General features: G+C 74.0%; 20 protein-coding genes. 8 read left to right on the forward strand and 12 right to left on the reverse strand.

Annotated features, from left to right (window positions below):
- Nucleotides 1-36 precede the first annotated feature (36 nt).
- Together IPM45_05495 and IPM45_05500 are read left to right on the forward strand one after the other, a co-directional pair.
- Nucleotides 37-1,008, forward strand: a complete 972-nt coding sequence (locus tag IPM45_05495; protein MBK9179018.1) for a nitronate monooxygenase — start codon at nucleotides 37-39, stop codon at nucleotides 1,006-1,008.
- 14 nt (nucleotides 1,009-1,022) lie between these two features.
- A complete protein-coding gene (locus tag IPM45_05500) occupies nucleotides 1,023-1,631 on the forward strand; it encodes a hypothetical protein (protein ID MBK9179019.1) in 609 nt (202 codons plus the stop codon).
- A 21-nt stretch (nucleotides 1,632-1,652) separates the two neighbouring features.
- Here the strand turns inward: IPM45_05500 and IPM45_05505 are convergent, their stop codons facing one another.
- Nucleotides 1,653-2,693: an LLM class F420-dependent oxidoreductase gene (locus tag IPM45_05505; GenBank protein ID MBK9179020.1), complete on the reverse strand. Its 1,041-nt coding sequence runs from the start codon at nucleotides 2,691-2,693 to the stop codon at nucleotides 1,653-1,655.
- A gap of 89 nt (nucleotides 2,694-2,782) precedes the next feature.
- Here IPM45_05505 and IPM45_05510 point away from each other — a divergent pair, with 89 nt between their 5' ends.
- From IPM45_05510 to IPM45_05520, 3 genes are all read left to right on the forward strand, one after another.
- The gene (locus tag IPM45_05510; protein ID MBK9179021.1) at nucleotides 2,783-3,763 is read left to right on the forward strand and encodes a hypothetical protein; all 981 of its coding nucleotides are present in this window, start codon (nucleotides 2,783-2,785) and stop codon (nucleotides 3,761-3,763) included.
- Nucleotides 3,764-3,850: 87 nt separating this feature from the next.
- Complete coding sequence (locus IPM45_05515; protein MBK9179022.1) at nucleotides 3,851-4,684, forward strand: enoyl-CoA hydratase/isomerase family protein; 834 nt, start codon at nucleotides 3,851-3,853, stop codon at nucleotides 4,682-4,684.
- 33 nt (nucleotides 4,685-4,717) lie between these two features.
- Nucleotides 4,718-5,767 (forward strand): extracellular solute-binding protein, encoded by a 1,050-nt coding sequence (locus tag IPM45_05520; protein ID MBK9179023.1) that lies wholly within the window; start codon nucleotides 4,718-4,720, stop codon nucleotides 5,765-5,767.
- Nucleotides 5,768-5,800: 33 nt separating this feature from the next.
- On the opposite strand, the gene IPM45_05525 is transcribed toward IPM45_05520, so the two are convergent.
- Both IPM45_05525 and IPM45_05530 read right to left on the reverse strand, forming a co-directional pair.
- Nucleotides 5,801-6,112 (reverse strand): hypothetical protein, encoded by a 312-nt coding sequence (locus IPM45_05525; protein ID MBK9179024.1) that lies wholly within the window; start codon nucleotides 6,110-6,112, stop codon nucleotides 5,801-5,803.
- Nucleotides 6,113-6,152: 40 nt separating this feature from the next.
- Nucleotides 6,153-7,265 (reverse strand): acyl-CoA dehydrogenase family protein, encoded by a 1,113-nt coding sequence (locus tag IPM45_05530; protein MBK9179025.1) that lies wholly within the window; start codon nucleotides 7,263-7,265, stop codon nucleotides 6,153-6,155.
- Nucleotides 7,266-7,371: 106 nt separating this feature from the next.
- On the opposite strand from IPM45_05530, the gene IPM45_05535 reads away from it, so the two are divergent.
- Complete coding sequence (locus IPM45_05535; protein MBK9179026.1) at nucleotides 7,372-8,037, forward strand: DUF2461 domain-containing protein; 666 nt, start codon at nucleotides 7,372-7,374, stop codon at nucleotides 8,035-8,037.
- A 21-nt stretch (nucleotides 8,038-8,058) separates the two neighbouring features.
- On the opposite strand, the gene IPM45_05540 is transcribed toward IPM45_05535, so the two are convergent.
- The 7 genes from IPM45_05540 to IPM45_05570 all read right to left on the reverse strand — a co-directional run bounded on the left by IPM45_05540 (nucleotide 8,059) and on the right by IPM45_05570 (nucleotide 15,296).
- The gene (locus IPM45_05540; protein ID MBK9179027.1) at nucleotides 8,059-8,859 is read right to left on the reverse strand and encodes a hypothetical protein; all 801 of its coding nucleotides are present in this window, start codon (nucleotides 8,857-8,859) and stop codon (nucleotides 8,059-8,061) included.
- Nucleotides 8,860-9,003: 144 nt separating this feature from the next.
- Nucleotides 9,004-10,563, reverse strand: coding sequence for a fatty acid--CoA ligase (locus IPM45_05545; protein MBK9179028.1), 1,560 nt, complete (start codon nucleotides 10,561-10,563; stop codon nucleotides 9,004-9,006).
- Between the two features lie 107 nt (nucleotides 10,564-10,670).
- Entirely contained in the window at nucleotides 10,671-11,378 is a 708-nt protein-coding gene (locus IPM45_05550; protein MBK9179029.1) for a hypothetical protein, read from the reverse strand.
- A 22-nt stretch (nucleotides 11,379-11,400) separates the two neighbouring features.
- Nucleotides 11,401-12,063 (reverse strand): nitroreductase family protein, encoded by a 663-nt coding sequence (locus tag IPM45_05555; GenBank protein ID MBK9179030.1) that lies wholly within the window; start codon nucleotides 12,061-12,063, stop codon nucleotides 11,401-11,403.
- 45 nt (nucleotides 12,064-12,108) lie between these two features.
- Nucleotides 12,109-12,879 carry an enoyl-CoA hydratase/isomerase family protein gene (locus tag IPM45_05560; GenBank protein MBK9179031.1) on the reverse strand — a complete coding sequence of 257 codons (771 nt, stop codon included), beginning with the start codon at nucleotides 12,877-12,879 and terminating at the stop codon, nucleotides 12,109-12,111.
- Nucleotides 12,880-12,914: 35 nt separating this feature from the next.
- Nucleotides 12,915-14,057: an acyl-CoA dehydrogenase family protein gene (locus IPM45_05565; GenBank protein ID MBK9179032.1), complete on the reverse strand. Its 1,143-nt coding sequence runs from the start codon at nucleotides 14,055-14,057 to the stop codon at nucleotides 12,915-12,917.
- Between the two features lie 69 nt (nucleotides 14,058-14,126).
- Complete coding sequence (locus IPM45_05570; protein MBK9179033.1) at nucleotides 14,127-15,296, reverse strand: acyl-CoA dehydrogenase family protein; 1,170 nt, start codon at nucleotides 15,294-15,296, stop codon at nucleotides 14,127-14,129.
- A gap of 118 nt (nucleotides 15,297-15,414) precedes the next feature.
- On the opposite strand from IPM45_05570, the gene IPM45_05575 reads away from it, so the two are divergent.
- Both IPM45_05575 and IPM45_05580 read left to right on the forward strand, forming a co-directional pair.
- Nucleotides 15,415-17,037, forward strand: coding sequence for an acyl-CoA synthetase (locus IPM45_05575; GenBank protein MBK9179034.1), 1,623 nt, complete (start codon nucleotides 15,415-15,417; stop codon nucleotides 17,035-17,037).
- A gap of 40 nt (nucleotides 17,038-17,077) precedes the next feature.
- Complete coding sequence (locus IPM45_05580; protein MBK9179035.1) at nucleotides 17,078-18,700, forward strand: acyl-CoA synthetase; 1,623 nt, start codon at nucleotides 17,078-17,080, stop codon at nucleotides 18,698-18,700.
- A 67-nt stretch (nucleotides 18,701-18,767) separates the two neighbouring features.
- Here IPM45_05580 and IPM45_05585 read toward each other — a convergent pair whose 3' ends face one another.
- Entirely contained in the window at nucleotides 18,768-19,598 is an 831-nt protein-coding gene (locus IPM45_05585) for an ABC transporter permease (protein MBK9179036.1), read from the reverse strand.
- Nucleotides 19,598-20,551, reverse strand: a complete 954-nt coding sequence (locus IPM45_05590) for an ATP-binding cassette domain-containing protein (protein ID MBK9179037.1) — start codon at nucleotides 20,549-20,551, stop codon at nucleotides 19,598-19,600. Before IPM45_05590 ends, IPM45_05585 begins: the two co-directional genes overlap by 1 nt.
- Nucleotides 20,552-20,564 lie beyond the last annotated feature (13 nt).

Below are 20,564 nucleotides of genomic sequence, written 5' to 3' on the forward strand. Positions count from 1 at the left end.
TGCGCGCGCACCCGTCGACCGACCTGTGGGGGGACCATGCGCACCCGGCTCACCGACGTGCTCGAGGTGGAGCATCCCGTGATGCTGGCGGGGATGGGGGGCGTGAGCTACCACCAGCTGGTGGCCGCGGTGTCCGAGGCGGGCGGCTTCGGCTGCCTCGGCGCCTCCACCATGGGCGGCGACCTGATGGTGACGGAGATGGCTGCCGTCCGCAGCCTCACCGACAAGCCCTTCGGGGTCGACCTGCTCACGGCCATGCCCGGCGATCTGGTGGCCCAGGTGCAGAAGGTCATCGACGGCGGGGCCAGGGTGTTCGTGGCCGGGCTCGGGGTCCCGCGCGACGTCGTCGACCTGTGCCACGGCCACAACGTGCTGGTGGCGAGCATGTGCGGCAAGGTCCGCCACGCCGTCAACGCCGTTGCCGCCGGGTGCGACCTGGTCGTGGCCCAGGGAACCGAGGCCGGCGGCCACACCGGCCAGGTGGCGACCATGGCGCTCGTCCCCCAGGTGGTCGACGCCGTCGGCGACCGGGTCCCGGTCGTCGCCGCCGGCGGGCTGTTCGACGGGCGGGGCCTGGCGGCCGCCCTCGCCCTCGGCGCCGACGGGGTCTGGGTCGGCACCCGCTTCATCGCCACCCCCGAGGCGCGGGCCGTGCGTGGCTACAAGGAGACCCTCCTCGCCCTGGCCGAGGACGGCACCACCGTGAGCCGGGCGTACACCGGCAAGACGTGCCGGGTCGTGCGCACCAGCTACACCCAGCACTTCGACGACCACCCCGACCAGCTGCAGCCCTTCCCGCAGCAGGCCCGCAGGTCGATCGAGGACGGCGTCAACCATCTGGGCGCCGGCGACCGCGAGGCCGTCGACCCGAGCCGCGAGTTCATGCCGTGCGGTCAGGGGGTCGGTGCGATCGAGACCCTGGTCCCGGCCGGCGAGCTGGTGCGGCGCTTCGTCGCCGAGGCCGACGCGGTCATCGACCGCATCGGCTCCCTGCGCTCGGCCCGGTAGGGGGCGCCCCCGCCGTGGCCGAGCAAGGGCCCGCGACCCAGCCGACGCCGGCCGGCGCACCCGACCCTGCCTCCCCGTCCGGCACCGCGGCCGGGAGCTGGGGCCTGCGTGCGGTGTGGGCCGTGCTCGCCGGGGCGATCGGGTTCGCCCTCTGGTACCTGTTCATCCACGACCACAGCTCCAAGGCGCTCGACCCGGCCGCGTACGCCGAACGGGTGTGCACCTCGTGGGACACCGCCGGGTCGGCCATGGCAGCGGCGTGGGAGGCGCCCGGCGCCGGGTCCGAGCCGGCGCCGACGGCCACGGCCCTGCGCCGGTCGGCCGAGTCCGCCGAACGGTTGGCCGACGACCTGGCCCGGGCCGGCGTCCCGGCGGACACCGACGGCGACGCCGTGCTCGGCGTGCGGGACCAGCTCACCGAGCGCGCCGCGTCGCTCCGGGCGGCCGCCACCGAGGTCGAGGCGGCCGTCGGCGCCGCCGTGCCGGGCACGGTCGCGGACGTGCGCGCCCAACTGACGCTCCCCTTGGTGGGCGGCGACGGCCCCGACCCGCTGGGCCCGGCCTTCGCCGCCGACCCGGTGTGCCGCCGGATCAGCGAGCGGCTGGCAGCGGCCCTCCCCTGAGCGGCCGCCTCCACGTGCGGCTCACGCCGCCCAGGCCCTCACCTGCTCGACCAGCTTCACCGGATCCGGGCCGACGGGGGCGATGTTGAGCACCGTCACGCCGGCCTCCCGGTAGGCCTCGATGCGCTCGCGCACGAAGCCCTCCGGGCCGATCAGCGAGGAGGCCTCCAGGAAGCCGGCCGGCACCGCCGCGGCCGCCTCGGCCTTCTTGCCCGACAGGTACAGGTCCTGGATGAGCTCGGCCTCGGCCTCGTAGCCGTAGCGCCGGAACAGCGAGTTGTAGAAGTTGCGGCCGCGGGCACCCATGCCGCCCACGTACAGCGCGGCCATGGGACGGCCCAGGTCGCGCAGCCGGCCGGCCTCGTCGGGGTCGTCCACCACCGCCACCATCCCACCGGCCACGACCTCGAGCGGCCCCAGGTCAGCGGGCCGCTTGGCCCGGCCGGCGGCCAGATCGTCGCCCCACACGTCCCCGGCCCGCTCCGGCTCGAAGAGCAGGGGCAGCCATCCGTCGGCCAGCTCGGCCGTGGCCTCCACGTTCTTCGGACCCAGCGAGGCCACGTAGATGGGGATCCGGTCGCGAACGGGGTGGGTGATCATCTTCAGCGGCTTGCCCAACCCGGTCCCGCGGTCGGCGGGGAGCGGCAGGGTGTAGTAGCGACCGTCGTAGGTGACCCGATCGCGGCGCCAGACCGACCGGCAGATCTCGATGATCTCCCTGGTCCGCCCGATCGGGGCGTCGTAGGGCACGCCGTGGAAGCCCTCGATGACCTGTGGGCCCGATGCTCCCAGACCCAGCACGCAGCGCCCCCCGGAGAGCGCGTCGATGCCGGCCGCCGTCATGGCGAGCAGGGTCGGCGTGCGGGTGTAGACCGGCAGGATGCCGCTCGCGATCTCGACCGTGTCGGTGCGGGCCGCCAGGTAGCCCATCAGGCTGGGGGCGTCGAAGCCGTAGGCCTCGGCCACCCAGACCATGTCGAGACCGGCCTTCTCCAGGGCGGCGACCTGGTCGGCCGCCTCCCCGAAGCCGCCGGCGTAGCTGAGCTGCATGCTGAGCCGCATCCGTCCCCCCTGCGATTCGGGCGATGGACGTCAGGTTAACCCTCGCCGCGAGCGTTGCCTGGGCCCCCCGACTGGCGGATGATCGGTGCATGAGGATCGTCGCCCGAGCCCTGGCAGCCCTCGTCGTGGTCGGGGCGGTGACGGCCGTCGGCGGCCCGGCCTGGGCCCAGGTCGGGGCCCCGAGCTCCTCGGACGACGACTCGATCGTGGTCATCAGCGGCGACGTCGATCTGGGCGCCGACGCCGACGTCGACTCGATCGTGGTGATCAGGGGCGACGTCTCGGTCGAGGGCACGGTGCGCGGCAGCGTGTTCGTGGTGCGCGGCGACGTGGTCGTCCGCGGCACCGTCGAGGAGAGCGTGATCAGCCTGCGAGGCCGGGTGCGGCTCGAGGAGGGCGCGTCGGTGGGCGGCGACATCACCTCGTCGCGGCGGGCCGTCATCGCCGACGGCGCCACCGTGGGCGGGTCGGTCAACCGCGTCGACGTGACGAAGTGGTCGAGCGCGTTCGGCTGGATCAGCCTCATCCTGCTCTGGATCGCCGTCACGGTCTCGACGTTGCTCCTCGGGCTGCTCCTGCTGGTCGCGCTGAGCCGGCGCGGAGCCGCTGCGCTGGCCGACGCCGGCCGCACGTCGGTGGGCGCCTCCATCGGGCTGGGCCTGGCCGTGGCCGTGGGGCTGCCGGTGGCCGGGGTGCTGCTGCTCGTCACCGTCGTGGGGCTGCCCCTCGGCATCGGCGTGCTGCTGGCCCTCGGCCTGGTGTACGCCCTCGGCTACGTGATCGGCGCGTACTTCGTCGGGCAGGTCATCCTGAAGCCCGCCACGTCGCCGTTCCTCGCCTTCCTCGTCGGATGGGCCATCCTGCGTGCGGTGGAGCTGCTCCCCCTGTTCGGTGGCCTGGTGGGAGCGGGCGCAGCCGTCTACGGGCTCGGCATGGCGGCCGTGGCGATCTGGCGCGTCCGCGCCGGGGGACCCGCCGCCGCCCCGGCCGCTCCGCTGGCGGCAGCAGCCGCCCCCGCCGAGCCGACGACGGCCGGACCGACCTCGCCCGAGCCGCCGCCCCAGGCCTGACCGGCCCAACGAGTGCCCGCGGCACGGTGCCGACCAGGTGGGCCGGGCGGAGGTAGCGTTCGTCGCCGATCGGGCGAGGAGCGCCACGTGGAGCACGACGAGTACGAAGCGCTGCAGGTGCACCGCGAGGCCGGCGTGGTCACCGCGGTCATCGACCATCCTCCCGTCAACCTGCTCGACGACGCCCTGATCGGCGACCTGTTCCGGCTGGCCACCGCGGCCGGCGCCGACCCCGACGTCCGCGTCGTCGTGCTCCGGAGCGCGCTGGCCGAGTTCTTCATCGCCCACGCCGACCTCGAGACGCTGCTCGGGTTCCCCCGCGACGCGGGGCGGGCGGCCGAGATCGTGCGCGGCTTCCACGGGCTGGTCGAGCTGTTCCGCACCATGCCGGCGATCACGATCGCGGTCATCGAGGGTCGCGTGGGCGGCGGCGGCAGCGAGCTGGCCCTGTCCTGCGATCTGCGGATCGCGGCCGACACGGCCGTGTTCAGCCAGCCCGAGGTCGCCCTGGGCATCCTGCCCGGCGGCAGCGGCACCCAGCGCCTCACCCGGCTGTTGGGGCGGGCGAGGGCCCTCGAGGTGGTGGTGGGCTGCGACGACGTCGACGCCGGGCTGGCCGAGCGCTGGGGATGGGTGAACCGGACGCTCCCGGCGGACGGGCTGGACCGGTTCGTCGACCGGCTGTGCCGCCGCATCGCCTCGTTCCCCGCCGGGGCGGTGGCCGCGGCGAAGCGATCCGTCGACGCCGCCGGCCCGGCGTGGGATGACGGCCTGGCCGAGGAGGCGCGGCTGTTCGGCGAGCTGGTCGTGACCGACGAGGCCCGCCAGCTCATGAGGCGGGCCCTGGAGCTGGGCGCCCAGACGCGAGACGGAGAGCTGCGAATCCAGGAGCTGCTCGCCCACCTCGGCGGGGAGGGCTGACGTGGCACCGGCACCCTGCGGCCCGGTCCGGCCATGAGCACGCCGCCCCTCCGCGTCGCCCTGCCGTCGGGCACCGCCCGGCGCGGCGTGGCCCGCGTGCTCGGCGAGGTGGGCATCGCCGCCACCATCCTCCCCGAGGGGACACCGGCCGACCTGGCCTGCGTGTCCCTCGACGCCGTGCGGGGCGGCCCGGTCGCGCCGCGGTCGCTCGACGGCCTCGTCGATCCCCTCGTCGTGGGCGGCCTGGCGCCCGCGGCGGTGCGCCGATGCCAGGTGGGCGGGCGGCTGCTGGCGCTGCCTCGCACGTTCGACGTCCGCCTGTGGTGGGCTCGTCGCGACCAGGCACCCCATCCACCGGAGAGCTGGGCCGAGCTGGCCCTGTCCGGGCTGGTCGCGGGCGTGCCGGGGACCGGTCCCGCCCTGTTCCAGGTGTTCGCCAAGCTGGTCACCAGCCACGGGGGCCGTCTGGTCGACGACGAGCTCCGGCCGACGCTGGCCACACCGGAGGGCGAGCAGGCCCTCGACCTGCTGCTGCGCATCGCGGCGCCGGCGGGCCCGGCCCTGGCCGGGTGGGACGACGAGACCGTCGCCGTGGAGCTGGCCGAGGGCCGCCTGGCCCTGGCCGGCGTCTGGGCCGGCGCCACGCCCGTGCTCCGCGCCGGCCCCGCCTACGAGCACCTCGACCCGCACCTGGTGCCGGCCGGCCCGGCCGGCCGGCGGTCCTGGGCCCGGGGCCTGGCCTGGGTGGTCCCCCGCGGCGCTCGCGACGTGGATGCCGCGGTCAGCGCCCTGGACGTCCTGGCCGGGGCCGAGGCCGCCCGGCACGACCTGGCCGAGGGGCTGCCGGCCGCACACGTCGGCGCGGCCGCGGCCGAGGTGCCGGCCGACGCCAGCGACGCCCGGCGCATCGCGATCGTGCTCGAGACCGCAGCGCACTACGTGGTGCCGGCGCTCCCGCTGGCCCGCCTGGGCGCGGTGGAGGCAGCGGCGTGGCCCCCGCTGCACGAGGCCGTCGCCGGCCGGCTCGACGCCCCCGCCGCGCTGGCCGCCGCCGACCGCGCCGCTCGGAAGGCGGCCGGCTGAGCGACGCCCCCGACCGCCGCCGGCCCGCCCGGGTCACGGCGGCGGCGCGCCCGGCCCGCCCGCGCCCACGCCCGGGCCGAGCCGGCGGCGCCGGGCCGAGCCCATCAGCACCGCACCGACCGCGCTGGAGACGACCGCTCCCACCAGGGTGGCCACGAGCAGCAGCACGTCGGCTCGGCGCGCGTCGGCCTGGCCGAAGCCCTCGTCGCCCCCGGCGAGGAACCCCGCGGCCGCCAGCACGACCGAGACCCCCACGCCGACCACCACCGCGCCCACCACCGCGCCCACCGCCCCGCCCAGCACTGCGCCGAGCGCGGTCGCGCGAACCGAGGATCCCTGCACCATCGCCACCTCCCGGTGGCTCGTCGAGACGAGGGGGCGACGACTACCCGCGGGGGAGGCCGAGGATGCGCTCGCCGATGATGTTGCGCTGCACCTCGCCGGTGCCACCACCGATGGTGAGGGCTCGGCTGAACAGGTAGCCCCAGTGCCACTCCGCGACCTCGGTGCCGAGTGGCCCGGCGTCGGTGAGCATGCCACCCGCGCCGGCGAGATCCTTGGCCAGTTCCATCAGCCGCTGCCCGTGCTCGTCGGCGAGGAGCTTCTTCACGGACGCCTCGGGGCCCGGCGTCTCGCCGTGCACCATGGCCGTGAGGACGCGGTACCCGAGCAGGCGCAGGATCGTGGCCTCGACGTGCACCTGCGCGACCCGGCGCCGCAGCAGCGGGTCGGCCACCCCGCCGGCGGCCCGCACCAGGTCGAGGAAGTCCCCCGACGTGGGGCCCAGGCCCCAGAGCGCACCGCCGGTCGAGAGCGAGACCCGCTCGTTCGCCAGCGTGACCTTGGCCAGGCGCCATCCGTCGTGCTCCTCGCCCACCAGGTGGTCGGCGGGGATCCGCACGTCGGTGAAGAAGCACTCGTTGAAGTGCCGGCCGCCGGTCATCTCGATCACGGGGCGGATGTCGATCCCGGGGCGATCCATCGGCAGCACGAAGTAGGAGATCCCCCGGTGCTTCGGCGCCGCCGGATCGGTGCGGGCCAACAGGATCCCGAAGTCGCTGTGGTCGGCGTAGCTCGACCACAGCTTGGATCCGTTGATCACCCACTCGCCGCCGTCGCGGACCGCACGGGTGCGCAGGTTGGCGAGGTCGCTCCCCGCCTCCGGCTCGCTGAACAGCTGACACCAGTAGGTGTCGGCCGCGAGCAGCCCCGGCAGCCACCGGCGCTTCTGCTCCTCGGACCCGGCATGCAGGATCGTGGGGCCGGCCCACCCGATCCCGATGGGGTTGTCGGGCCGGGCGATGCCGGCGCGGTCGAGCTCCTCGTCGACGAGCAGCTGGTGCACCGGATCGGCGTCGATGCCCCACGGGCGCGGCCAGTGCGGCACGACGTAGCCGGCCTCGGCCAGCTCCCGGCCGGTCGGCGACGGGTGGTCGGCCAGCCACGCTCGCACGGCCAGGCGGCGGGCATCGTCGTCCCGCGGCAGCTCGAAGTCCACCAGCGGAGCGTACGGGCCGGGCGGGGTCGCAGGCGACCGTCGGCCCGGCGTCGGCCCCGGGCCGGCCTCCCGAGCGGCCCGACCGCGGGCGCGCCATCATGGCGCCATGGGGGCACGGTTCACCGGCTGGCCGGCCGAGGCGCTCGCGTTCTACGCCGGCCTCGAGGCCGACAACTCGAAGGCGTACTTCACGGCCCACAGAGCCGTGTACCACGAGTCGGTCCGCGAGCCGATGCTCGCCCTGGCGGAGTCGGTGGCGGAGGAGTTCGGGCCCCTGCACCTGTTCAGGCCCAACCGCGACGTCCGCTTCAGCACCGACACGTCGCCGTACAAGACCCAGCAGGGGGCGGTGACCGAGGGCGAGGGGGGCTCGATCTACTACGTGGCGATCTCGGCCGAGGGGCTGTTCGTCGGCACCGGCTACCACCAGATGGCGAGCGACCAGCTGCAGCGCTTCCGCCGGGCGGTCGCCGACGACACCACGGGGCCCGAGCTGGTGGGCGCGGTCGAGGCCGTCGAGCGCCGGGGCTGCTCGGTGGGCGGCGAGGCGCTGAAGACCGCCCCGCGGGGTTGGCCGAAGGACCATCCCCGCGTCCGGTTCCTGCGCCACAAGGGGCTCACGATCGGACGCACGTTCGCGCCGGCGCCCTGGCTGCACACCGCCCGCGCCCGCGACCGGATCGTGCGCGTGTGGCGGGACGGCGCGGCCACGAACGCCTGGCTCGACGCCCACGTGGGCCCGAGCACCATCCCGCCCGACGACCGCCGCTGAGCGACGACCGCCCCGCGTCGGTCAGGCGCGAGGGCCGGCGATCAGGCCGGCGTCCAGACCGGCGATCACCTGCCTGATCGGCTCGGGCCGCACCGAAAAGGACCCGCGGAAGGGGGCGCTGATGGCGAGGATGGTGGCGATGCTCATCGCCACCACCGCGACCAGCCCGGCCACGAGCAGGGCGACCCGCCGCCCGAAGCGGAGGGTGAGGGCGACGGAGTCGGCGACGAGCGCGAGGCCGGACACCACCAGGAGGGCGAGCACCAGGCCGAGGAACCGCCGCCCGGCGGCGGCGAAGCGGTCCCGGCGGGCCGTGGTGAGCGCGTCGAGCGAGGCGAGGAGCTCCGACGACGCGGCCGCGGGGACACCGGGCCGGGAGACCTGGGCCCGGACCGTGCGCTCCAGCTCACCCAGCTCGGCGAACGCCTCGGCACTGCCCGTCTGCGTGGCGTCGCCGCTGAACTCGGTGTCTGCCGAGACGCCCAGGTAGACGACCAGGGCGTCGACGACCGCCCCCGTCTCCACGCCGGGCGACGTCGACGCCCACGCCAGGCGCGACGCGGCTGCGGCCTCGGCAGCCACGTCGTCCTGCGCGGCCCGCAGCACCACCCACTCCGAACCGATCGTGAAGGCGACCAGCACCCCGAAGGCGGCGCCCAGCGCCGGCATCAGCGGCCCGGCCACCGTGGCCGCCTGCTCCCGGGCCGCTCCGGTGATGGCCCGCACCATCGCCGCCCGGGCGACGACGGCCGACCCCGCGAACAGCGCGAGGGCCAGCGTCACCAGCAACCAGGCCGGGCGCTCGACGAGGAACGTCGTCACCGCGGAGCACGGTAGCCGCGCCCCACTTGCCCGGCCCCGACCGGGCCACTGGCCCAGGGGGATGGCGCACCCCCGCCCCGTGGCCGCCGCCGGGTTCGTCGCCGTGCTGGGGGTCGCCCCCCTCGCCGCCGCCGCCCTCGAGCCCTAGTTGACCCGTCGCTCCCGACCGGCCCAGTACGGCTCGCGGAGCTCGCGCTTCAGGATCTTCCCGGACGGGTTGCGCGGGATGACCTCGACCACGTCGACCGACGTGGGGCACTTGTAGTGGGCGAGGTGCTCCCGGCAGTAGGCGATCAGCTCGGCCCCGCCGACGGTCGCGCCCGGGGCCGCCACCACCACCGCCTTGGGCGTCTCCCCCCAGCGCTCGTCGGGCACGCCGATCACGGCCACGTCGGCCACGGCCGGGTGCGCCATGAGCACGTTCTCGACCTCGGCCGGGTACACGTTCTCGCCGCCCGACACGATCATGTCCTTGACACGATCGTGGATGTAGACGTAGCCGTCGTCGTCGAGGTAGCCGGCGTCGCCGGTGCGGAACCAACCGTCGACGAAGGCCTTGGCCGTCTCGTCGGGGAGGTTCCAGTAGCCCTTCATGTTCTGGGGGCCCCGCACCCAGATCTCGCCGACCGTGCCGGTGGCCACGTCGTCGCCGGTGGCCGGATCGACCACGCGGAGCTCCACCCCCGGGCCGGGCAGCCCGGCCGCGCGCAGCCGGTGGGCGTTGGCGCCGTCGGGATCGTGGTCGGCGGCCGGCAGGTTCACGATGGCGCCCGTGGTCTCCGTGAGGCCGTACGCCTGCACGAAGTCGCAGCCGAACGTGCGAACCGCGTCGGCCAGCACCTGCGTGGAGATCGGCGACGCCCCGTAGACGATGGTGCGCAGCCTCGACCAGTCGGCGTCGTGCACGCCGGGCACGCCGAGCATGAACTGCAGCACCGCCGGCACCAGGAACGCGTGGGTGATGCCCTGCGCGGGCACGAGCGTGACCAGCTCCACCGGGTTGACCTCGCGCACCAGCACCGACGCGCACCCGTAGTACAGGCCGACGGCGGCCCACCCGCTGCCGCCGATGTGGAACAGCGGCATGGCCACCAGGTTCACCGAGTCGGGCCCGAAGCCCCAGATCTGGGAAGCGAGGGGCAGCAGCGCGAAGAGGTTGTCGTTGGTGAGCATGACGCCCTTGGGGCGCCCCGTGGTGCCCGAGGAGTACAGCTGGAACGCCACGTCGCCGCCCTGGGGCACCACCCCGGGGTCGGCCGGGTCGAAGCGGCCGGCCCAGTCGTCGTAGCTCTCGTGGCGGTCGTGGCTGCCGATCACCACGATCTTCCTCACCGTCGTGAGCTCGCCCTCGATGGCCTCGAGGACCGGCACGAGCTCCTCGCCCACAACCAGCACCGCCGCCTGGGCGTCGTTGACGATGTAGGCGACCTCGGGCGGGGCCAGACGCCAGTTGACGGCGACCAGCACCGCGTTGAGCTTGGCCCCGCCGAACAGCAGGTCGAAGTACTCGGGGACGTTCTTGTCGAGGATGGCGACGCGATCGTGGGGCCCGACCCCTTCGGTCTGGAGGGCCTGCGCGACCCGGCTCGAGCGCTCGTCGAGCTGCCCGTAGGTGATGGTGCGCTCGCCAACGAGCAGCGCGGGCTGGCCGGCACGGTCACGGCCGTGGGTTCGGATCAGCTCGGCGACGGTCCCTATCGACATCGCGGTCCCCCCTGCACCTGGCCAGTTGACGGGGGGAACCTACCCCGTCTCCGCCCGCCCGTCGCCGTCCCGCGCCGAGGCTCGGGGCCGCTCCCGACGGGGCGGGCTCAGCCGGCCGCAGGCAGCTGCGACTCGACCCAGCGCTGGAGCTCGGGGCCGCTCTCGAAGCTGCAGATCAGCGCGTAGCGGGGCTCGGTGCCGTTGTGCACCACCACGTGCCACAGCCGCTGCGTGTCGACCACGAACCGGGCGCCCCTCGGGAGCGGCACCCGGCGCTCGGTGGCGGGGTCGGGCAGGCCGTCGGGGCCGGGGTCCATGAGCAACATGTAGCTGTCGGGGCTGTCGGTGAGCTCCAGCCACACCCGCACCACCCAGCCCTCGTCCTCGGGGTTGAAGCGGTTGTTGTCGTCACGGTGGAAGCTCCTGAGCGCGGTCTCGTGATCCTGCGGCTCGAGCTTGATGATGCGCACCCGGCCGAAGTTGGCGCCCACACCGGCGACGTAGTCGCGGATGGTGGGGCACTTGTCGGCGTTCACCGTGAACACCGCGTCCTTGTCGGGCTGCTCGTTGTCCTTGCTCCAGAAGCCACGGCAGTCGAGCTCGCCGTCGGCGGTGGCGATCGGGGCGAAGTTGGTGTCGCCGCCGCTCTTCCAGTCCATGTACTCGAGCCCCAGGTACTCGTCCTCGGGCACCTCGAAGGGGGCGTCGGCGAGCTGCACGAAGCCCGTCTCGGCGAGCACGGCCAGCCGCGGGTGGGGGGTCTCGAGGGGGATCTCGACCGACCAGTGGTCGGGGGTGGGCCAGAACGAGGTCATGGCGCGAGTGTAGGAGGCCCCCTCAGGGCGTCCCGACCACCCGCTTGTCACCCCACCGGTTCCAGTGCGTGACCGCCTCGGCCGGCTTGCGGCGGGCCCGCCCGAACCGCCCGGAGGGGCGCCCCATCGGCACGAGGGCCGCTATCTCGAGCCCGGGCGGCACGCCCAGTCCCTCCAGGGCCTCGGCCTGATGGATGCGGATCACGGTGGTGAGGGCCGTGCCGATGCCGAGCCCGCGGGCCGCCAGCATCAGGTTCTGCACCGCCGGGTACACCGAGGCGTAGAGCGGTCCGATGTCCATCGGTCCCTCGTCGTCGCTCGGCGTCCAGTCGATCACGGGCATGAGCACCAGCACGATGGCCGGCGCGTCGGCGAGGTGCTCGGCGAGGTGGCGGGACGCGGCCGCCGTCCTCTCCCAGCTGGCCTCGTCCTCGGGCGTGCGGAACCGCGGCGGGGTGGCGAGCAGCGTGCGCTCGTAGCGGTCGTAGGCCCGCCGGTACAGCTCGGCGACCCGAGCCTTCGGCTCCTCGTCGGTGAGCACCAGGTACTGCCAGGGCTGCACGTTGCCGCCGCTCGGCGCCTGCTGGGCCGCCTCCAGGCAGTGGAGGATCTCCTCGTCGGTGACCGGGTCGCCGGTGTAGCGCCGGATGGCACGGGTGGTGAGGAGCGCCTCGTCGAGATCCATGCCCGCAGTCTGGCCCACCGGCCGAGGGCCGGGTACGAGCGCTCCCTACCGGCCCTCGAATCGGGGCGGCCGCCTCTCGCCGAGGGCGGCCAGCGCCTCGGCGTGGTCGTCGGACAGCAACGTCGTGAGCTCGAGCGCCGTCGACAGGTCGAAGCTGCGGGCCAGCGCCTCCTTGACCTGCTGGTTGACCGCCACCTTGGTGTAGCGCACGGCGAGCGGCGCGCCGGCCGCCAGCCGGCGGGCCCACCCCGTCGCCCGGTCGTCCAGCTCCGCGGCCGGCACCACCTCGTTGACCAGCCCGATCCGCTCGGCCTCGACCGCCGTCAGCGGATCGCCGGTGAGCAGGTACTGCTTGGCCCGGGCCGGGCCGACGGCCAGCGGCCAGATGGCCGCGCCACCGTCGCCGGCGACGATCCCCACCCGCACGTGGGGGTCGGCGATCGTGGCGGTGTCGGCCATGACGATCAGGTCGCAGAGCAGGGCGATGGAGGCACCCAGGCCCACCGCCGGGCCGTTGACCGCGCACACGATCGGGAGCTCGACGTCGAGGAGGTCCCAGATCAGCTGCTTCGCGTCCAGGCGGAGGTGGTCGAGGCGCTCCACCGAGCGGAGCTGCGGGAACCAGGCGAAGTCGCCGCCGGCCGAGAAGGCCCGGCCGCGCCCGGTGAGCAGCACCGCACGCGCCTCGCGCTCGCGGCGCAGCTCACGGAACAGGCGCGCCAGCTCGGCGTGGAGGGTGTCGTCGACGGCGTTGAGCTCGCTCGCCGGGTGATCGATCACCACCCGGAGCACCGCTCCGTCGCGCTCCAGGGCCAGGCACGTGTAGCCCTCGGAGCCGGCGCCGAGCCCGCTCACAGCAGCGTGGTGTCGGCCTGGACCCCCAGAAGCAGCCGGCCGACCGTCTCGTACATCTGCGGTGCCACCATCACGTGCTGGGTCGCGGTGTGGACGTCGCGCAGGCACCGCTGCAGCGGGCTCGTCTCGTAGACCGACGAGCCCCCGCCCGTGGTGTACGCCAGGTCGACGGCGCGGGTGGCCTCGGAGGCCGCGTGGGCGCAGGCCAGTCGGAGGCGGGCCCGCTGCCCGAGCGGGATGTCGCCGCCCTCGCAGGCCGCGGCCCACGCCCGGTCGAGCTCGTCGCGCAGGAACGCCCGACCTCCGCCCAGGGCGGCCTCGGCCCGGGCCACGTCGACCTGGGCCATGGAGCGCTCCGCCAGCGTCTTGGCCGACATCATCGGCTTCTTGGCCCCGGCCAGCGCCACCACCTCGTCGATCGCCCGCCGGGCGATGCCGAGCATCACCGACGCCACCCCCAGGGCGAGCAGCCCGTAGAGCGGGAAGGCGTACAGCGCCCCCTGGTGGAGCGGTCGCCCGCCCAGCACGGGCACCGACCGGCCCCCGGGCACCACGCGCTCGTGCACCTGGAGGTCGTTGCTGCCCGTCCCCCGCAGGCCCGCCGTGTACCAGGTGTCGACGATCTCCACCTCGGCCCGGGGCAGGAACATCAAGCGGAACTCGGGGCTCCCGCCCTCGACGAGGGGGTCGGCGATGCAGCCCACGCACAGCCAGGCGCAGTGCTGGCTCCCGCTCCCCCACTGCCATCGACCCGAGACCACGTGACCGTCGCCGCTGGCCACGGCCCTGCCGTTGGGGGCGAAGGTGCCGCCGGTGACCGTGAGGGGATCGCTGCCGTAGATCTCGGTCGCGAACGGCTCGGGCAGGTAGGCCGAGAGCACGCTGGTGGTGGACGCGATCATCACGCACCAGCCGGCCGCGCCGTCGTGGCGGGCGACCTCCTCGATCACGTCGACGATCGTGCGGGGGTCGGCCTGCGGGCCACCCAGCGCCGCGGGGACGCACATGCGGAACAGCCCGGCGGCGGCGACCGCCTCCACCACGTCGGGGGGGAGCCGGCGGAGGGTCTCGCCCGCCTCGGCCCGCTCCTCGACGAGGGCCCCCAGGCCGCGAGCCGCGTCGAGCAAGCCGTCGTGCACCGGCCGTACGCTACCCCCGGCGCCCGGGCCCTCGCCCGTTCCGCGCCAGCGCGACCACCCCTGCGGTGGTCAGGCGGACGCAGATGCCCGGCGCGTCTCTGCCCAGGACCTCCCGGCCTCGACATCGACGTCGTGCGGCAGGCCCAGCACCCGCTCCCCGAGGATGTTGCGCTGCACCTCGCCGGTGCCCCCGCCGATGGTGAGCGCCCGGGCGAAGAGGTACCCGTGGTGCCAGGGGCCGACGTCGCGCCCGAACGGGCCGACATCGGTGAGCAGGGCGCTGGTCCCCGCGAGGTCCTTGGCCAGCTCCATGATGCGCTGGCCGTGCTCGTCGGCGAGCACCTTGCGGATCGACGCCTCGGGTCCGGGCGGGCGGCCCGCGATCTGGGCGGACAGCGTGCGCAGGCGGATGAGGTCGAGCACCCGCGCCTCGATGTGCAGGGCGGCCAGGCGCTGGCGCATCGCCGGGTCGCGCACCCCGCCGGCGGCGCGCACCACGTCGAGCAGATCGCCGGCCGAGGGGCCCAGGCCCCAGAGCGCGCCGCCCGACGACAGCGACACCCGCTCGTTCCCGAGGGTCACCTTGGCCAGCCGCCAGCCGTCGTGCTCATCGCCCACCAGGTGCTCGGCGGGCAGCCGCACATCGGTGAAGAACACCTCGTTGAACAGCGCGGCGCCGGTCATCTCCCGGATGGGCCGGATCTCGATCCCGGGCAGGTCCATCGGGCAGACGAAGTAGGAGACGCCACGGTGCTTCGGAGCGTCGGGATCGGTGCGGGCGATCAGGATCCCGAACTGTGACTGCATCGCGCCCGAGGTCCAGATCTTCTGGCCGTTCACCACGTACACGTCGCCGTCTCGCACTGCCCGGGTGCCCAGGCTGGCCAGGTCGGATCCCGAGCCCGGCTCGGAGAACAGCTGGCACCAGATCTCCTCGCCCGCGAGGAGGGGGAGCAGGTACCGCTGCTTCTGGGCCTCGGTGCCGGCGTGCAGGATCGTGGGGCCGGCCCACCCGATCCCGATCTGGTTCTGCGGTCGCGACACACCAGCGCGCGCGAGCTCCTGGTCGATCAGCAGCTGGTGGACCGGATCGGCGGCGAGGCCGTAGGGCCGGGGCCAGTGCGGGACCACGTAGCCGGCCTCGGCCAATTGGCGGCCGGTCGGTCGGGGATGCTCCGCCAGCCAGGCGCGCACGGCCTGTCGGCGCGGATCGTCGTCGCCGGGTAGGTCGAAGTCCACGGCGGTAGTCCACCACGCCCCGGCACCCGACGCAGCACGCGGACCCGATGCGCACGGCGGTGGACGAGCCGGCGCCGCCTACGATCACCGCCTGCCCCCGCGACCCTGGAGCGCCGCCATGCCCGGATGGAACCTCGCCGACGTCTGGGAGACCATCGCCGACCGCCTGCCCGATGCCACCGCCCAGGTGCAGGGCCCGCGCCGCTTCACCTGGGCCGAGCTCGACCGCCGGGCCGACGGCATCGCCGCCGCCCTCCTCGCCGCCGGCGCGCAGCACCAGGACAAGGTGGCCCAGTACCTGTACAACGGGCCCGAGTACATCGAGTCGATGTTCGGGTGCTTCAAGGCCGGGCTCGTCCCCGTGAACACCAACTACCGCTACATGGACGACGAGCTCGCCTACCTGTGGGACAACGCCGACACCGTCGCCGTGGTGTTCCACGGCGCCTTCGCCGGCACGATCGAGCGCGTGCGCGGCCGGGTGCCCCGGGTGCGCTCCTGGCTGTGGGTCGACGACGGCTCCGGCCCCTGCCCCGACTGGGCCACCTCCTACGAGGAGGCCGCCACCACGGCGACCGACGGCCCGGTGCGGGGGCCGTGGGGGCGCGACGGCGACGACCTCATGCTCCTGTACACGGGCGGCACCACCGGGATGCCGAAGGGCGTCATGTGGCGCCAGGACGACATGGCCGTCGTGCTCGACGGCGACACCCGCAACCCGCTGCCGGCCGAGCCCGACCTGGCCGCGGTGGCGGCGAGAACGGTGAAGCCCGGGCCGGTCGGCCTCCCCGCGTGCCCCCTCATGCACGGCACGGGCCTGTTCAACAGCTTCACGATGCTGCTCCAGGGCGGCTCGGTCGTCACGCTCACCGAGCGCCACCTCGACATCGTCGAGCTGCTCGACACGGTCGAGCGGGAGCGGGTGAAAGGCCTGATCATCGTCGGCGACGCCTTCGCCAAGCCCATCGTCCGGGCCCTCGACACCGAACCCGCCCGCTGGGACGTCTCGAGCCTCCGGGTGGTGTTCTCGTCGGGGGTGATGTGGAGCGAGCAGGCCAAGCAGGGGCTCCTGCGGCACAACCCGCGCCTCCTGCTCGTCGACGCCCTCGGCTCGTCGGAGGCCATCGGCATGGCGTCGTCGGTGTCGTCGGCCGACGCCGGCGCCAGCGCCACCGCCCAGTTCCGCCTGGGCCCGAACACCAAGGTGATCACCGAGGACGGGCGGGAGGTGGCGCCCGGCTCGGGCGAGCTCGGGCGGGTTGCCCTCCGGGGGCGGACGCCCATCGGGTACTACAAGGACCCCGAGAAGTCCGCGGCCACGTTCCAGGTGATCGACGGCCAGCGCTGGTCGATCCCCGGCGACTTCGCCATGGTCGAGGCCGACGGCACCCTCAGGCTGCTGGGCCGGGGCTCGGTCTGCATCAACACCGGCGGCGAGAAGGTCTATCCGGAGGAGGTGGAGGAGGCGCTCAAGCAGCACCCCGCGATCCACGACGCGGTGGCCGTCGGCGTCCCCGACGAGCGCTTCGGCGAGACCGTCAACGCCGTGGTCGAGCTGGAGCCCGGTGCCGACCTCGACGAGGCCGAGGTGATCGCCCACGTGAAGGCCCACCTGGCCCACTACAAGGCCCCCCGGCGCCTGCTCCCCGTGGACGCCATCGGGCGGGCCGCCAACGGCAAGGTCGACTACAAGCGCCTGAAGGCCTACGCGGCCGAGCAGGTCGCACGTCCGAGCCGGTAGCATCGCGCGAGTTTCGATTCAGGAATCGAGGGGGGCACTGATGGCCGGATGGAACTTCGCCGACGTGTGGGAGACGGTCACCGACGTCCTTCCCGACGCCGAGGCCCAGGTGCAGGGCGACCGGCGCACCACGTGGGCGGCGTTCGACCGCCGCGCCGACGGCCTGGCCCAGCTGCTCCTCGACGGCGGCGCCCGGCACCAGGACAAGGTGGCCCAGTACCTGTACAACTGCCCGGAGTACCTCGAGAGCGTCTTCGCCCTGTTCAAGGCCGGGCTCGTCCCGGTGAACACGAACTACCGCTACACCGACGACGAGCTGGCCTACCTGTGGGACAACGCCGACGCCATCGGCGTCGTCTTCCACGGCACCTTCGCCCCGACCATCGAGCGCATCCGCCCCCGCGTCCCCACGGTGCGCCACTGGTTCTGGGTCGACGACGGCTCGGGGCCCTGCCCCGAGTGGGCGACCCCCTACGAGGAGGCCGTGGCCACGCCGAACCCCGGACGGGTGCAGGGCCCGTGGGGCCGCTCCGGCACCGACCTGTTCTTCATCTACACCGGCGGCACCACGGGCATGCCCAAGGGCGTGATGTGGGAGCAGGACACGCTGGCCCGCATCCTGTTCGACGCCGGCAAGCTGGTGGCCCCGCCGCCCGCCGACCTGGCCGAGCTGCGAGCCCGGCTCGAGGCCAACGGCGCCGGGATGGCCGCCCTGCCGGCCGCACCGCTGATGCACGGCACCGGGTGCCTCGTGTCGTTGAGCGCGCTCAACGGGGGCGGGCGGATCGTGCTCACCGAGAGCCGCCACCTCGACGCCGCCGAGCTGCTCGACCGGATCGAGCAGGAGAAGGTGAACATGCTCATCATCGTCGGTGACGTGTTCGCCCGGCCGATCCTCGCGGAGCTCGACCGCTCACCCGGCACCCGGGACCTCTCGAGCCTCTTCGCCGTGGCGTCCTCCGGCGTGATGTGGAGCGAGCCGGTCAAGCAGGGCCTGCTGAAGCACCACCCCGGCATGCTGCTCATCGACGCCCTCGGCTCGTCGGAGGCGGTCGGGATGGGCACCAACATCTCCGCCGGCGACAACGCGGCCGCCACCGCCAGGTTCAGCCTCGGCGACAGCGCGGTGGTGATCACCGACGACGGCCGGCTCGTCCAGCCCGGCTCGGGCGAGCTCGGCCGGGTGGGCATCCGGGGCCTCACGCCCGTCGGGTACTACAAGGACCCCGACAAGTCGGCCGCCACGTTCCCCGTCATCGACGGGGTCCGCTACTCCCTGCCCGGCGACTGGGCCACGGTCGAGGCCGACGGCACGATCACCCTCCTCGGCCGGGGATCGGTGTGCATCAACACCGGCGGCGAGAAGGTCTTCCCCGAGGAGGTGGAGGAGGTCCTGAAGCACCATCCCGCGGTGCTCGACGCGGTGGCGGTCGGCATGCCCGACGAGCGCTGGGGCGAGACGGTGAACGCCGTCGTCGAGCTGCGCGACGGCGCGGCGTTCGACGAGGGCGACCTGATCGACCACGTGAAGGGGCACCTGGCCCACTTCAAGGCGCCCAAGCGGGTGTTCACCATCACCACCATCGGACGGGGCCCCAACGGCAAGGTCGACTACAAGCGCATGCGGGCCTACGCCAGCGACCAGGTGGGCACCACCGCCTGACCCGCTCGGGCCCGGCACCGGGGGATCGAACCGCCGCCTCCCTGCGTGGCGGCACGACGGGCCTCTGTCAGCCCCGCTTCACCCGGCCCCGCAGGGCGACGAGGGCCAGCGGGATGCTCACCAGCCCCACCACCAGCACGGCCAGGCCACCGGCCAGCAGGTCTGCCGCCACCCAGCCGTCGAAGATCAGCGACCGCAGCCCCCCGAGCAGGTACGTCACCGGGTTGACGGTGGCGATGGCCGCGAGCCAGCCGGTGAGCGCCTCCTTGGGCACGAAGGTGGTGGTCAGGAAGGCGAACGGGAAGAACAGGATGAAGCTGGCGTTCACCGCCGCCGGGTTGCCGGTCTTCAGGGCGATGGCGTACGGGAAGCCGGTGAACACCACGCCCCACAGCCCGGCGATCAGGACGAACACGAGGATCCCGAGCGGGCCGGCGGCGAACGACACGCCCAGCAGCAGCCCGAGGATCACCACCGGGATCGACAGGGCGACCACCAGCGCGAAGTCGGCGACCATCAGCCCGAGCAGCAGCGTGAGGCGGTGGATCGGCGTCATGAGCAGGCGGTCGAAGTAGCCGGTCTGGATGTCGGTGACCAGCGCCGAGGCCCGGGACACGCCGGTGACCGCGAAGATGATCGCCACCGGCAGCTGGAAAGCCTTGTAGTCGAAGCCGGGGTCGACCGACTCGGTGATGCTCTGCAGGGAGCCGACGTTCACCACGAAGAAGAACAGCGGCACCACCAGCGCGGGGATCACCGACTCGGGCTCGCGGGGGATCGCCCGCAGCGCCCGACCGGCCACCGCCAGCAGATCGGACACGAACCCGGCCTTGCGGGCTCGCACGGCCGCTCGTCCGGCCGGGGCGGCAGCAGCGGCCGTCGCCGACGCCTCGGCCATCACACCACCTCCTGCTCGCGGAGGTGATCACCGGTGAGCTCGAGGAAGACGTCGTCGAGGGTGGGCCGGCGGAGCGACACGTTGCGCACCGCCACCCCGCACTGGTGGAGGGCCACGACCACCGGGCTGAGCGAGGCGTCGCCGTCCGTCACCGAGATGCTCACCTCGCTGCCGTGGGCCTCGACCCGCTCGACCCCGTCCAGTCCGCCCACCGACGTGCACACGGCGGCCGCGTCGCCGTCGACCTCGACCACGATCAGGTCGGACCCGATGCTGCGCTTGAGGTCGTCGGGCGCGCCCTCGGCCGCGATGCGGCCGTCGCTGATGATCCCGACCCGATGGGCGAGCGCGTCGGCCTCCTCGAGGTACTGGGTCGTCAGGAAGATGGTCATGCCCTGGTCCTCGTTCAGCCGCCTGACCTCGTCCCACACCCGCAGCCGGCTCATCGGGTCGAGACCGGTGGTCGGCTCGTCGAGGAACAGCACCTCGGGGTCGTGCACGAGCGCGGCCGCCAGGTCGAGCCGGCGGCGCATGCCCCCCGAGTAGGTGCTGACCTGCTGGTCGAGGGCATCGCCCAGGTCGGTCAGCTCGGCCAGGTCGACCAGGCGACGGTCGACGTCGCGCCGCGACAGGCCGTAGAGCCGCCCCTGGAGGCGCAGCTGCTCGATGCCGGTCTGCTTCGGGTCGAGCGACGCCTCCTGGAGGGCCACGCCGATGCGCAGGCGCACGTCGTCGGGGCGGGTGGCGACGTCGAAGCCGGCCACCCGGGCCCGGCCCCCGGACGGGAGCAGCAGGGTGCACAGCATCTTCACCGTGGTGCTCTTGCCGGCACCGTTGGGTCCGAGGAAGCCGTAGATCTCGCCCGGAGGCACCTCGAGATCGATGCCGTCCACGGCCACCTTGTCGCCGAAGCGCCGCTCGAGCCCCTCGGCCACGATCGAAGCGTCGGGCATGCGGCGACGCTAT

This window comes from Acidimicrobiales bacterium, from assembly GCA_016716005.1.
Taxonomy (GTDB): domain Bacteria; phylum Actinomycetota; class Acidimicrobiia; order Acidimicrobiales; family JADJXE01; genus JADJXE01.